This window comes from Patescibacteria group bacterium, from assembly GCA_041650895.1.
Taxonomy (GTDB): domain Bacteria; phylum Patescibacteriota; class Patescibacteriia; order 2-01-FULL-39-33; family 2-01-FULL-39-33; genus CAISTG01.
This window is the reverse complement of sequence record JBAZKF010000001.1, coordinates 635,096-649,000: the sequence shown is the minus strand read 5'-3', so window position 1 is coordinate 649,000 and position 13,905 is coordinate 635,096. Positions and strand designations below refer to the sequence as shown.

The following is a 13,905-nucleotide window of genomic DNA, read 5'->3' as shown; positions in this document are numbered from 1 at the left end:
CTTGGCAGGGACGCTTTTTTTATTTTATAACAGCGTTACATTGGCTACAGTGTCTTTTTCTTCCTTAAACCTCATTACCCTGACACCTTGCGTGTCACGACCAAGAATACTGACTGTTTTGATGGGTAGGCGGATAACCTGGCCATGATTGGAAATTATAATCATATCGGCGGAATCATCATAAATCAATTTGCCGGTGATTATTTCCCCTGTTTTAGAGGTAATTTTAGCTGTTTTAATGCCCGAGCCGCCTCTTCCTTGGACCTTATAATATTTAAGCTCTGTTTGTTTGCCGAAACCATTGGCCATGATAATCATTAATTTGGCCACCTTCTCATCTTTAGGGTCAAAAACAGCCATACCCACAACCGCATCTTTGCTCTTTAGGCGGACGCCTCTGACTCCTGAGGAGGTGCGTCCCATAGAGCGGACATCTGACTCTTTAAATCTGATGGCCTGGCCTAGTTTAGTAACCAGAATAATATTTTCTGCGCCCTTGGACGGTTGAACCCATTGCAAATCATCGTCATCTCTCAGTTTAATGGCGATTAATCCTGATCGGCGGACATTCTTGAAATCTTCAATTTTAGACTTCTTGATTGTTCCGCGATTTGTTACCATAACCAAAAACTTATCATTTTCTACCTCTGTGGAAGGTAAAATGGCTGAGACTTTCTCATTGGGCGCTAGTTGCAAGAAGTTAACCAAAGCCTGGCCCTTGGCCGTACGTGAGGACTGAGGCACGTCATAGCCTTTGAGTTGGAAGACACGCCCGCGATTAGTAAAAAACATCAGGTCGGCGTGCGTAGAAGTCAGGAAGAAATGTTCCACTGAATCTTCTTCTTTCGTGGTTAATCCGATAACTCCTTTGCCGCCTCGTCCTTGAGTTTTAAAGGTGTCGGGCGGTAAGCGTTTGATATAGCCGTCATTAGTGACCATAACGATCATTTCTTCATCAGGAATCAAATCCTCGGCTTTGAAGCTGTCCACGCCATGAGCGACTATTTGAGTGCGTCTGGGCTCGCCGAATTTCTCTTTCAATTCCAAAATTTCCGTTTTGATTAAAGCTAAGATTCTAGTTGGAGATTTTAGTAATGATTCCAGCTCCTTGATCAGTTTCATTTTTTCTTTCAACTCAGTCTCAATCTTAATCTTCTCCAAGTTAGCCAGCTGTTGCAGTTTCATCTCCAAAATGGCTACGGCTTGCCGTTCGCTTAGCTTGAATTTTTTGATTAAATTAGATTTGGCATCGTCTTTGTCTTTGGATTTTTTAATGGCGGCGATAATCTCATCAATATGAGCCAAAGCCATAACCAAACCTTCTAAAATATGAGCTCGATCTTTGGCTTTGTCTAATTCAAACTGGGTACGGCGGGTAATTACTTCCTGCCGATGTTTGAGGTATTCTTCTAAAACCATTTTTAGATTCAGTACTTTGGGTTGGATGCCATCCACTAAAGCTAAGACATTGAAATGAAAAGTATCTTGTAGTTGTGTGAATTTGAATAATTGGTTAAGGATCTTTTGAGGGTAGGCGTCTTTTTTGATTTCAATCACGACGCGTACACCGTCTTTATTGGATTCATCGCGTAAATCTTTAATTCCCTCGATTTTTTTGTCTTTGACTAATTCGGCAATTTTTTCCAGTAAAGTGGCTTTATTGGTTTGGTAGTTGACTTCGGTAATAATAATGCGGTAGAGTCCGGTTTTGGTTTCTTCTATATCAGTTTTGGCGCGACAGACTACGCCACCTTTGCCGGTCAAATAGGCTTGCTTGATATCGTTAAGATTGTAAATAATTCCACCCGTAGGAAAATCCGGGCCTTTAATGAATTTGACCAAATCCTCAACTTCGCAATCAGGGTTATCAATCAAATGCACTACACCGTCAACAATCTCTCCTAAGTTGTGCGGCGGAATATTGGTTGCCATGCCAACGGCAATGCCTTGGGTGCCATTAATCAATAAGTTAGGCAACTTGGCCGGCAGAACGCGAGGCTCTTTATGGGCGCCATCGTAATTAGGTATGAAGTTAACCGTATTCTTATCAATATCAAACAGCATTTCTTCGGCAATGGGAGAGAGTTTAGCTTCGGTGTAACGCATGGCCGCGGCGCTATCACCGTCCATAGAGCCGAAGTTTCCTTGACCTTTAACCAAAGGATGGCGCAAAGAAAAGTCTTGGGCCATACGCACCATGGTTTCATAAATGGCCGAATCGCCATGTGGGTGGTATTTGGCCATGACTTCACCTACCACATTAGCTGATTTGCGGAATTTGGCGTTAGCGCGTAGTCCGATATCCCACATGGCGTACAAGACGCGGCGGTGCACCGGTTTTAAGCCGTCACGAACATCAGGCAAGGCACGGGAGACGATTACCGACATAGCATAGTCCAAGTAGCTTTGTTGAACTTCTTCACTAATCAGGCGATCAGTAATAGCATTAGGATTAGCGTTAAAATCAAGATATTGCTGGCTGCGATCTTCTTTTTTGGGCATAAACAAAAATTAATGACTGGCAAATTTAAATTAATCTAATACTGCCTATGATTAAATTCACTATTTGATTGGAAATGGTGTCTTCTCCTCGTCCCAGTATTTGTATTTCGTAAACTTTGTCTACTGTTTTTAAATAAACACGTCGATCAATTTCTCCTGCCACCGGAACAGTGCGGGTATAATATAAGACATCGGTGCTGGTGGAGTTGAGAGAGGTTTCATCAAGAGAATAGCTTTTTAAATCGATCTTATTGCGAGAGAACCAGGAAAAGAGCGATTGTTTGCGGCTGTCAGCTTGAGCTGTGATGGTTATTAACGTAAAAGCCTCAGGTATGTCGCCGTTTAAAGCATAATCGGTTAAACGCAGAGTATTTTGGCTTTCATCCATTTGCCAGTTCGGTGGCAGACGGAATGTCAGACCAAGAACGAGAGAAGTTTTTTCCGGCCATAATTCCGGTTCGTTCTGTCTTATTTCCTTAAGTACATTCTCTTTTATTGTCGTTAAATCTTCCGGTGATATCAAAGGAGTAGTAGAAGCGATATTACCGGATAAATCAAACTTGCCTAAAGTTGAATCAATCTCTTTTTTTATTTGTTCCAAATTAAGATTCTTAGTTTCACTGGCGATATTGCTGGATAAAGATAAGAACCAACAAATCACAACTACCGCCATTAAGACGGTAATAATCAGCCAGACCAATACGGCCCTTTTTTCTAAGGGCGGAGTGTTGATGTTGATATAGCGCGGTTCTGCTGGTTTATTTATTGATTTTGAGGTGCTTTTTTTCGGGCCTCCTGATTGTTTCCGCCGCGGGGTGGAAGATTTTTTTTGACGCATGGGAAAAGGTTCAAATGATTTTTAATTAAACCGTTAGAATGATTACTCTGGTATCTTCAGCAAGCAGATCTTTTTTATTTGCCCGTAACTTCTCCTGAGTCTCTGACTTTAAACCGCAATGTTTGAGATAATCGCCAGCATCAGCCAAGTCAGTTTTTTGTCCATTAATTTTGTAGTGTATCGGAATAATTATTCTTGGCTCCAATTGTGAAGCGACTTCAATCGCTTTCTTGTCATCCAGAACATCCTTGCCACCGATTGGCAGGAATAGGATGTCAACATTACCCAGTTGGTCAACTTGTTCATCGGTTAGAGTCTTATTTAATCTGCCTAAATGAACAATGGAGATTTCCTCAGCAATAATTTTATAAATCGTGTTTTGAAGCTTTTCTTTATCAGAAGAGTTTACACCGGGTATGCCGTAAATAAAAATGCCTTTAGTTTCGTATTCGCCGGGATGGACGATAGCAAAGGGCTCTCCGCGGATGGCCTCAAAATTGGCGTGTTCTTCATGATTACTGGATGCCATTACGATGTCGGCTTGGAAACGCGGCATTTTTAGGGAGCCATTATCGGCAAACGGATCCAGAGCAATTACTAACTCTTCTCCTTGGCCCTTAGTCTGGACTTTTACGGCCGATAAGCCTAACCATTGAATTATCATAATTTTTACTGTAAAATTGATTTGAGATGTGTCATCTCATTAATAAATCTGTCTTAATTATACAGAATTTTACTTCGTCAATCAAGTAACTAGACAGTTTAAACTTCATTATTCAATAGGTGGTTAATATTGGCTACTCCTGTCTCGTTTTGCCAAGTTACGCCCTCATAGTTCAACGGATAGAACAAGGGACTCCTAAGCCCTAGATTCAGGTTCGATTCCTGATGAGAGCAAAAGAAGTATTTTTTAGTAAAGTCTTGCGCGGTAATATAACAAGTGGTTATTTTACCGGTAATGTCATTTGGTATCTTAATATTCCGCATAGGGGTAGAAAAATGGTGCCTTTAAGATTATAACTTTTTTGTTATAATTTTTTGTTTGCGTAATGTCCAGACATGTCTAGACAATGAAAAATAATTTTGGCTAAATTTAAATAATAAAGTTTTTTAACAAATTTAAGTAATGTCCAGACATGTCTAGACATTACTTTTTTATTCCACTGTTATTGAGTTAGTTATGTTTATAGATTTTGCTAAAACAGCCATTTTTATCTAAATTTAGTAAAAAAAGAAATTAACGACATTGTGGAAATCTGTGGATAACCTGTTGCTATGTGGGATAAATGTCTAGACATGTCTAGACATTGAGACCAAGGTTGATAATTATTTGGCTAAATTTAAACAAATTGGCTAAATTTAGCTAATTTATGTTATATAAAATAGAATAAATTTAGCGGTTTAACGTGAAAATAATATTAATTAACTTGGTATTGAAAAATAGTTTAGAAAGTGCTATGATTGGTTATCAGGAGCACTAGGAATCTTTGTTTTGGTTAAGTTTAGAACATTGATAATTGGTAATAGTTAATACGGTCGTAGGTGTCTAACTAAAAGGAGGAAAACAGTGAGAAGTATCAGTTTTTTGTTTTTGCTATCAGTTTTTGTATTTTCTTTTTTGTTCGTCGGTTGCGTGACTAAAAGAGATAGTGCAACCGATATTAAGAACGCCAAAGCTTACTTTTACGTGGAATCTGTTAAACCGAGGCCGTCAATGTCAGGTTGCTTGCAGGTTTCCGTTAGTAGATTGAGTAGGTCTGACGCCATAAAAAAAGCGGAGATCCATGAAAAACTAATGGATCATCTCTCAATGATGTCTGAAAAGCGAAGCGCTATAAGTTCAGGGAATTATAGCGAATTGCTAAAATGGAGAAAAGAATTTAACCACAGAAAAAGGGTAATGACCAAACTCTACAAAAGATTTTTTTCTATTGACGGGCCGAGAGAGGTGTTATTCTTGTCACTAAATGAAGCATTGGATCTTTGTCCCGGTATGGTACTAAGAGGTGACTTCATTAAAGATGAGATTATAGATGATAGTGGAATGGTCAAGGTAAGCAGGCACAACTTTTATCGCTGGACGATTGTTTATTAATTATATTGCACTTTTGCGTAACCCGGATTGTATTCGGGTTTTTATTATTATTGAATTATAATTAGGCAACGAAAAACCCCCGGAATACATGATTCGGGGGTTTATGTTCTATTCTGGCATACCCCAACTACGATCATCCGGATCGTACTTGGCCTTGGTATCGCCGTATTTTTTTTCAAGAGCCTTTTGTTTTGGCCTTAGACCGTTGGTCCAGTTCAGGAACCCTCTGGGATGGGCATTCAGTTTGACAAAGAGTGATTTCTTTTTGCCTTTGAATCGTATTTCTGTTTCAGTAATCAATGCTTGTCCGCCCGTGCATTCCGGTCCGGGGCCAACGTAAATCATTTGACCTACCATCGGGTGTTGCGGGGCTTTACTTGTCTTAGTTTCTTTCCTCTTATGGCCCACGGTGATTCTCCTTGCCTGTTTTGGGCGGTTAACTTGTGGGTTTTAAACTGCATTAATTTGATTTATAATCATATCGCAGTAATAATTTTTTGTCAACTGAATAATTTTTTAAAATAAAATAAATTGGCTAATTTTAGCCAATTTATTTTATTTGTGGACCTACAGGGAGTCGAACCCTGACCTGTTCCATGCCATGGAACCGTTCTACCGCTATACTATAGGCCCTTAATTGTTAAACGCTAGTTTATTGATCAAAACGATGTAATATATTATAAAGCATTTTCTGGAAAGTTTCAAGTGGGAAAGTAGTTCACAAATAATTAAATAAATATAAGATAATTTTATCTAAAATTAGCCAAATTTAAAACCCCGAAGATTACGGGGTTAGTAAAGAACGAGGTTCTAGATAGCTAAATTGGAAAGTCAATTAGCTAAACTCAGTCAGTCTTTGCCAGTCAAAGTCAAAGACCTCATCAGCAAAACCGAATTCCACAGCTTCTTCCGGCATCAAGAAGAAATCGCCTTTTTCATCCATTTTTCTTTTTAGAAAGTTGCGAATGCGAGTCTCACTCCATTTTATGAATTTCTTTCCTTTTTTGGCCTTCTCAACATAAATATCTAACATTCTGTCTGTGCCGATTTTATCGAATTCAACGTTGCTCTTGACTGTTTTAGCTTCACCACCGGCATACAATTGCCCATAATGGATCATAAAGTAAGAGTCAGGCATCAGAACGCGCTTCTCGGCCGCCTGTATAATGATTGAAGACATGCTTCTGGCATGGGTATAAGAAATAATGGTTATGGGGAAGGGCATGGAACGTAAGGCGTTGTAAATAGCCATACCTTCATGATAATCTCCGCCACAGGTGTGCAAATGGACTAAAGCCGGAGCAGTTTCAGAACGCAATCTCAGAAGATGCAAGTTTCTGATTACTCTGTTAGACATCATGTATTCAACGCCTGGCTCCGGACCTGCGTCATCAGCCGTTAACAAGTCAATGTTGGTTCCGCTAATCCAAAGTTGCCTATTTTGCAAATCAATTCCGAAATTATGCAGGACATCAATGGCACAAGCGTCACCAGTAGAGATACCGAATCTTTTGCGCCTTTGTGCGTCTTTCATGATTACCCTCCCTTTCTTTTGTCATGAGGCATTTATTGTTTTAAAGTTCTAATTATGATATTACCCGCTCAATATTCTAAAGTCAATAAAGATTATAAAATCTCGTTATCATGACTGCCTGATTCCACGCGACTGGCTTCGGTAATGCGAATGAATTGGCAATCGCGTAGGTCGTCAATTTTTTTGGCGTTGCCATAACTCATGCCGGAACGCAAACCGCCGACATATTGGTCAATGATATTAGTCACTGAACCGCGATAGGGGACGCGCGCTTCAATGCCTTCTGGCGTGATCTGTTGGATTGATTCCTTGGCGTTGGGTCGTGATAGGGCGGCAGTCAGTGATGCCATACCGCGGGAAATTTTATATTGCCGGCCCTGGTAGGTGATAACTGGACCGGGTGCCTCGGCAGTGCCGGCGAATTGTCCGCCGATCATCACCGTGTCGGCGCCGGCGGCCAAAGCCTTTACTACGTCAGCCGGCTGTTTGATACCGCCGTCGGCGATTAACGGCACTTGATGACGTTGGCAGACCGAGGCGATATTGAAGATTGCCGATAATTGGGGCACACCGAAACCAGTGGTGATGCGGGTGGTACAGATAGAACCGGGGCCGATACCGACTTTGACCGCATCTATGCCGGCATTAATCAGATCCAGCGCGCCTTGCGCCGTAGCAATATTGCCGCCAACAAGTTCCACTTGCGGGAATTTTTCTTTTATCTTATAAATCGCCTGAAGTTCATTAAGTGAATGTCCATGGGCGATATCAATCACGATTACATCTGTTTCTGCTTCTATCAGCGCTTGGGCGCGTTCCAAGAAGTCGTCTCCCGCTCCTATGGCCGCTCCTACCAGTAAACGTCCCTTAGAGTCCTTGGCTGTTTCACTATTGCCGTAGATTAAGATGTCCTTTTGCGTTATCAATCCCCTAACCTTAAAATCCGCGTCCACCAATGGTAATTTTTCTACTTTATTCAAACGGAATATTTGGCGCGCTTGTTCCGGCGTGATGTCTGGACTGGCGACAATTAGCTTGGTTTTTGGCGTCATAATTGATTCAATCAGCACATCGTCATCAGTGATAAAGTCAGTATCGCGCCGGCTGACAATGCCGACCAGATTATTATCCTTATCCGTTACCAAGAAACCATTGCAACCCAATTCGGAGATTTTATTTTTTAGTTCGCCTAAAGTCGCCCAAGGGGAAATAGTGAAAGGGTGGTCAATTACTATATGTTGCTTGCGTTTGACTTTGGTCACTTCTTTTACTTGTGTCTCTAAATCCAGAAAGCGATGAATAATGCCAATACCGCCCTTAAGCGCCATAGCTATGGCCATCTGGCTTTCTGTGACTGTATCCATGTTAGCCGAAACCAACGGAATCTTGAGTGAGATGTTCCGCGTCAGCCGGGTGGCAGTATCCACGTCACGGCGAGAAACGATTTCCGACTTCTTAGGTAGAAGTAAGACGTCGTCATAAGTCAGGGCTAAAGGGATGTTAAGCATAGATTTGAACCTTAGATATCTTACATAGTTTTCCCACTATTGACAACTTATTCTGCTGGGGATAAGATGAGGTTATAAAATAATTTCTGGAGGGTGATTTAAAGCACATTAAAACTTAAACAAGGCAACAATTAAGTAAACAACAAGGGAAGGAGGAAGTCCCATGAGTAAATGCAAACAACACCCAACCTATCAAGGCAAGCGAGTGCCGCGCAGTGATTGTCCAAATTGCTTAGCTATTTTTAAAGAAGCCAACCCTAGTATTTCAGGGAGTGTTGATTTAGATTTGATTGCAGGACAGCACAAAGAAGAGATAAAAGGCGTAGAAAGAAAGTATCGTGAGTTGATTAACCGTTACCGTGATTTGGAAAAGGTTGTTGAAGCGGTAAAGTCGCTAGAGCAAGATCCAGAAGTAACGGAGATTTTACCCAAGAAAGGCACTAACACTTCTGAGGCTGTCGCTGTGGTAGTCTACGGTGACTGGCATGCAGAAGAGAAGGTTGATCCGGAAACAGTTAATGGACTTAATTCTTATGACCTGGCTACCTTTGATGCGCGCTATAAGTATTGTTTTCAGAATTCTCTGCGTCTAATAGAAATGAATCAGCAAGAAGTCTGCATTGATACAATCATTATTGCGCTACTCGGAGATTTTATTTCTAATTACCTGCATGAGGAATTACAAGAAATTAATGTTTTGCCTCCCACTAAAGCTTTGCTGTTAGTACGAAATGCTTTGGTGTCCGGTATAGACATGTTCCTTAAGCAGACTAATTGTAATTTAATCATTCCGTGCTGTTGTGGCAACCATGGTCGATTCACTAAACTCAAACGTCATGCCAATCAAACAGGTACTTCTTTGGAGTTCCTTCTTTATAATATGTTGGCTCTTCACTATCAAGCGCTAAACGAGAAGCGCGTGAAGTTCATTATTCCCGAGAGTTATCTGGCTTATGTCCAGGTTTATGATCAAGTGTTGCGATTTCATCATGGTGATGGTATTAAATATCACGGTGGAGTCGGCGGAATTACTATCCCACTCAATAAAGCCATTGCTCAATGGAATAAAGCCAAACATGCTAATTTAGACGTTATCGGCCATTGGCACCAATTACGCGACGGCGGAAATTATGTTTGTAACGGATCAATGATTGGTTATAATGCGTATGCTTTGTCTATTAAGGCAGACTTTGAAAAGCCAAGACAAGCTTTCTTTTTGATGGATCGGGATCGAGGTAAAACCATTAATGGCCCGATATTTTTGGAAAGAGTCCAGCGTAAACGCGGAGGTCGATAATCAGTTCTTTCAGTTCCGCCCCGACTTTCGTCAGGGCGGTTTTTTTGACTTTCAACGTTGTTTTGGTTAAGATACGGCTAATCGGACTTTGACAATTTAACTTAGTTTTACCAGGGAAAGGAGGATTAGCTATGGTGATATACATTTGTAGTGCTAAAAGCGGTGATTTGGAAAAGGATGCCAAAAAGTTTGACCGAATTGAAAGCTGGCTTGAGCAACTAGGATTAAGTGTTGTTAATCCGATAACTTTTTTGGAAAGCCAAGAAGTACAGTTGCAGTTGGCGGAAAAGAGTACCGCCATAGACAAAAAGTTAATTGAAAAATATGACGAAGAGTCCAGGCGCTGGTTTATACAGACGCTGTCGCTTTTGTCTCATTGCGTTTCCCAGTGCGACGCCGTTTATTTGGAATATGATTGGCAAGACGATGCGATGTCAATTATGGAATATATTTTTAGTCAACATTTTGGCTTGCCATCACTAATGAAAATTAACGACCAGTTAGAACCGGTAGAGGTTGATGTCATTGATTTGACCAAGTCTCTCCCCTCTCTCTTGCCAGACTTAGCGGGAGCTGTCCTGACGGAATACTGCGACCAAGACACAGATGAAGATGAGGGAGGTGGTGGGGAGATCGGAGAACAAATAGGTTTTTGTCCCGAGACAGATGCTGAGGCGGATGATTTTAGAACAGTAACTGACCTCGCGGCTTCAGCAAAGCAAAACGAGATGCGTCGTTGGTTGGAAAGACAAATGAATCCTGGTGATGTCAGGGAAGAAGGTGGCGTCAACAGGAAGGAGAAGATAGATGATGATAAAGCATAGGGTAATTAACATTCTGACTAGGGATAACATTCCCAACGCTTTAACCTCTATTCGTTTACTCTTAACACCATTGGCCATGACGTTGCTCATGTATTTTTCGGCCGTATCTTTGGCCTGGTGCTTATTGGTTGTTGTGGTTATAGAAGCAACAGATTTTTTAGACGGCTTTTTGGCTCGGCGTTGGGATAAGGTGTCTGACTTTGGAAAACTGTATGATCCTTATTGCGACGTGACTTTTCATTTAATGATGTTTCTTTGTTTAACAGCATTAAACATTTTGCCTTTATGGATTATGGCTGTGTTTCTATTTCGTGAATTGACAGTATGGTTTTTGCGCGCCTATTGCGCCACCTCCGGTGCAGATTTGGCAGCTCGACCTTGGGGCAAGCGCAAGGCCAATACCCAGACTGCCATGCTGATTACTGTCATTACTGCCTTAGGGGCTCACTTTTGGGGCGTACCTCTGGCGGTTGACGCTGGTTTAGTGGCTTTGTCCGTACTTTTCTCACTATCAGCTCTGATAGTAACCATTATTTCCTTTTGGGATTATGTTGGTTATTTCATAAAAGAGGCTTAGGTCTTGTACTTTAACCGGTCTTTATGGCCGGTTTATTTTTATTCTTTTTTGTCTCATCTTGACTTTTATCGTTCTATATGCTAAATTATTGATTAGTCAGAGTGCTCGTAAAGGGGCCCCAAAGCCCATTTTTAATTATTATATTATTTATGTTATCAATTAGATTATCTCGAACAGGCAAGAAAAAACATCCTTTATACTCCCTAATCGTCGTGGAAAAGTCTAAAGATCCATGGGGCGATAATGTGGAGAAATTGGGAACTTATAACCCCCATACCAAAGCGTCGGAAATCAAAGCTGATCGCGTGACTTTTTGGATTAGCAAGGGAGCTCAACCAACCCCGACTGTCCATAACTTATTAGTTAACTTGGGTTTAATTAAAGCTGATAAAGTTAGAGCTGGTAAGACTCAACCAGGCAAAAAGCGTACGGCGCAGATAGAATCCGATAAGAAGGCCGCCGAAGAAGCTAAGGCAAAGGCTGAGACCGATGCTAAAGCCGTTGAGGAAGCAGCTAAAGCAACTATTGAGACTCCAGTTGAAGAAGTTGTAACTGAGGCCGTAACTGAAGAAAAGCCGGCTGAAGAGGTTGTAGAAACTATTAACGCGACCCCAGCCGAAGAAGCAAAAACTGAATAACTTATTCTCTCTCTATAATATTAGAGAGAGTTTTGGATCGGTAGCTCAGTTGGTTAGAGCGCTGCCCTGTCACGGCAGAGGTCGCGGGTTCGAGTCCCGTCCGGTCCGCCTACAAAAAACGCCCCATAATTGGGGTGTTTTTTTATACCGAGAACGGGACGATGGAACCGATTGACAAGTATTGATTGTTTTGATATTATAACTTATCCGAATATGGAGTGTTCTTTCATAAAAACAAACTCGAGAGGAGAAAATGAACAATGGCAAGAGTTCAAAAAGTCAATGAATCAGCCGTATTGAATGACCAGGATGTTCCTGGTGGCTTTATGCTTTCGGCTCTTGATTCATCATTGCCCGTTACAAGTAAAATTCCCAGTGGTTATAAACTTCAAAACCCGACAGTGGCTACTCAATTCCTTAAGCGAAAATTCCATAGATTTCTGGATTTACTGGGGCTGTCTTGTGTGACAATCAATGTCCAATCTTTCGATAGATGCAGTATACGGGATTTTTTTGGTGAGTGTCTTGAAATTTATGATTGGGACAAGCGTGACTTACGCGCTGAAAGATTAGTGTTTATCAATTGGGAGAATGTGCTTTTTGAGACGCATCTCAATAAGGGTGAGTTAAAAATCACCGGCGAGGAAAAATTGAGACGCGCCGAAGAGAGTGGTAATATCCAACTTGGGGTCAAGGCCTTTCTCATTCTTTGGCGGAACTACATAGCTTACGGCAAAGATTGTGTGTTGGAGAAATTATATGACAGTAAGGGAGTAGAATGCGTTTACTTCTTTGGTGATATTATGAAAAATCCGAATGGCCGCAGAAGCGTAATTTGTCTTTGTAGGGATTGTCCAGCACGTTGGTCGTGGAACCATGACCTACTTGAAGATTCTTGCAAACGAATTTCCGCATCACTTAAGGGCTAATGATTAAAGTCGCATATCATCATCCGCTTCAGGTATAACCTGGAGCGTTTTTTTGTCAGGGGATTATTTGGGGTATCTCAAAGCTCCTTCCACACCCACCAATATAGGTTCTAACATCGTCTATTACCCTCCGCCTACGAAAAACGCCCCATAATCGGGGTGTTTTTTTATACTGAGAACGGGACGATGGAACCGACGGCATTCGGGAAATAAAAAGCGCCCCGTGTAAAAAATACCACGGGACGCAATGAGCATCTAACATTGTTAATCGTTATACTAAACTGACATTGGGGCTTGCTTTGTAAATCCTCTTTTGTTGTTTCGGGGCTGATGGCCAGTTCTTAATAACCTCTTCAATCAAATTAAGAGCGGTGCGGAAGTCTGCTCCAATTGATTGCATGCCGGCACTCAATAAGAGCGGGTCGCCATCTTCGCCAATAAATGAAACACTCCATTCGTTGCAATACGTTTTATCACCGTCCTTATAGTAGCTTTTCTTACTCTTGTCTATTGGTTTGGCAAAAGTGAACATAATGCGACCGGCTGTTATGAAGGTACGGAGTTCAACATCACCAAACTTACCGCTCATCCCGCTTTTGGGACATTTTTCAATAATTTCACCCAATCCTCGTCGATAGACAAGTCGGGTGAATTTATCAAAGGTCTGTTGAAGAACGTGTAATTGGGCATTGCAGTAGGTCTCAATGTGGTGTTCAATCCAATCATTTTCCATAACATCTTTGAGCAGAAATCCTAGCGTGGTCTGAACGGCAAAACATTGATGTAAAGTATCAGTCACGCCAAGGTCAGTGATATTAGGCACTTCGTGTTCTGCATCCTTTTCATACTCGCTACGAAAACGAGCGGTCTCCTCATCGGTGCCGGTTCGCAGCTGCTCAAAAGCATCCACCATCAGTTCTGGCAGGTAGTGGTCAATATCCCAGAAGTCATACTTTTCGTCGTTGGGTATATTGAGCTTGCCGAGATAGTAAATTAGGAAGTTGGCGAATGACCGCTGACCCTTCCACGCCGGCCTACGTTGTTCAAAAGTGACAACAAACTGCTCTAATCGGCCAATCAGCTCTTTCTTGTGCATCTGATATTCTCCTTGTTATGGCCTCCCGATTAGGATAGCCTGTTTTGTTAAAGACCAAAATTATTAC

Annotated in this window: 13 protein-coding genes and 3 tRNA genes; 8 read left to right on the top strand and 8 right to left on the bottom strand. The window is 41.5% G+C overall.

What is annotated here, in order from left to right; all coding sequences use genetic code 11:
• Positions 1-24: 24 nt before the first annotated feature.
• Genes gyrA through WC473_03260 form a run of 3 tightly spaced genes read right to left on the bottom strand, consistent with a single transcriptional unit; the run spans position 25 to position 4,004 of the window.
• The gene (gyrA, locus tag WC473_03270; GenBank protein MFA5124816.1) at positions 25-2,502 is read right to left on the bottom strand and encodes a DNA gyrase subunit A; all 2,478 of its coding nucleotides are present in this window, start codon (positions 2,500-2,502) and stop codon (positions 25-27) included.
• Positions 2,503-2,527: 25 nt separating this feature from the next.
• On the bottom strand, positions 2,528-3,340 hold the full coding sequence (locus WC473_03265; GenBank protein ID MFA5124815.1) for a hypothetical protein: 813 nt from the start codon (positions 3,338-3,340) through the stop codon (positions 2,528-2,530).
• 25 nt (positions 3,341-3,365) lie between these two features.
• Positions 3,366-4,004, bottom strand: coding sequence for an MBL fold metallo-hydrolase (locus WC473_03260; GenBank protein ID MFA5124814.1), 639 nt, complete (start codon positions 4,002-4,004; stop codon positions 3,366-3,368).
• Positions 4,005-4,165: 161 nt separating this feature from the next.
• Here WC473_03260 and WC473_03255 point away from each other — a divergent pair.
• Both WC473_03255 and WC473_03250 read left to right on the top strand, forming a co-directional pair.
• Positions 4,166-4,237 (top strand) — tRNA-Arg (locus tag WC473_03255).
• 670 nt (positions 4,238-4,907) lie between these two features.
• On the top strand, positions 4,908-5,435 hold the full coding sequence (locus WC473_03250) for a hypothetical protein (protein MFA5124813.1): 528 nt from the start codon (positions 4,908-4,910) through the stop codon (positions 5,433-5,435).
• Between the two features lie 108 nt (positions 5,436-5,543).
• Here the strand turns inward: WC473_03250 and WC473_03245 are convergent, their stop codons facing one another.
• The 4 genes from WC473_03245 to guaB all read right to left on the bottom strand — a co-directional run bounded on the left by WC473_03245 (position 5,544) and on the right by guaB (position 8,477).
• Positions 5,544-5,843: a hypothetical protein gene (locus WC473_03245; protein ID MFA5124812.1), complete on the bottom strand. Its 300-nt coding sequence runs from the start codon at positions 5,841-5,843 to the stop codon at positions 5,544-5,546.
• 154 nt (positions 5,844-5,997) lie between these two features.
• Positions 5,998-6,068: transfer RNA gene (locus tag WC473_03240), tRNA-Ala, on the bottom strand.
• A gap of 202 nt (positions 6,069-6,270) precedes the next feature.
• Positions 6,271-6,969 carry an ATP-dependent Clp protease proteolytic subunit gene (locus tag WC473_03235; GenBank protein ID MFA5124811.1) on the bottom strand — a complete coding sequence of 233 codons (699 nt, stop codon included), beginning with the start codon at positions 6,967-6,969 and terminating at the stop codon, positions 6,271-6,273.
• Between the two features lie 92 nt (positions 6,970-7,061).
• Positions 7,062-8,477 (bottom strand): IMP dehydrogenase, encoded by a 1,416-nt coding sequence (gene guaB, locus WC473_03230; protein ID MFA5124810.1) that lies wholly within the window; start codon positions 8,475-8,477, stop codon positions 7,062-7,064.
• A gap of 163 nt (positions 8,478-8,640) precedes the next feature.
• Between guaB and WC473_03225 the strand changes: the two genes are divergently transcribed.
• The 6 genes from WC473_03225 (at position 8,641) to WC473_03200 (ending at position 12,742) form a co-directional block, all read left to right on the top strand.
• On the top strand, positions 8,641-9,774 hold the full coding sequence (locus WC473_03225; protein MFA5124809.1) for a hypothetical protein: 1,134 nt from the start codon (positions 8,641-8,643) through the stop codon (positions 9,772-9,774).
• Between the two features lie 131 nt (positions 9,775-9,905).
• Complete coding sequence (locus WC473_03220; protein MFA5124808.1) at positions 9,906-10,598, top strand: hypothetical protein; 693 nt, start codon at positions 9,906-9,908, stop codon at positions 10,596-10,598.
• Positions 10,582-11,175, top strand: a complete 594-nt coding sequence (gene pgsA, locus WC473_03215; protein ID MFA5124807.1) for a CDP-diacylglycerol--glycerol-3-phosphate 3-phosphatidyltransferase — start codon at positions 10,582-10,584, stop codon at positions 11,173-11,175. Before WC473_03220 ends, pgsA begins: the two co-directional genes overlap by 17 nt.
• Positions 11,176-11,324: 149 nt before the next feature.
• Positions 11,325-11,813, top strand: a complete 489-nt coding sequence (rpsP, locus tag WC473_03210) for a 30S ribosomal protein S16 (GenBank protein MFA5124806.1) — start codon at positions 11,325-11,327, stop codon at positions 11,811-11,813.
• Positions 11,814-11,847: 34 nt separating this feature from the next.
• Positions 11,848-11,921 (top strand) — tRNA-Asp (locus tag WC473_03205).
• 152 nt (positions 11,922-12,073) lie between these two features.
• Entirely contained in the window at positions 12,074-12,742 is a 669-nt protein-coding gene (locus WC473_03200; GenBank protein MFA5124805.1) for a hypothetical protein, read from the top strand.
• Positions 12,743-13,013: 271 nt separating this feature from the next.
• Here WC473_03200 and WC473_03195 read toward each other — a convergent pair whose 3' ends face one another.
• Positions 13,014-13,838 (bottom strand): hypothetical protein, encoded by an 825-nt coding sequence (locus WC473_03195; protein MFA5124804.1) that lies wholly within the window; start codon positions 13,836-13,838, stop codon positions 13,014-13,016.
• Positions 13,839-13,905 lie beyond the last annotated feature (67 nt).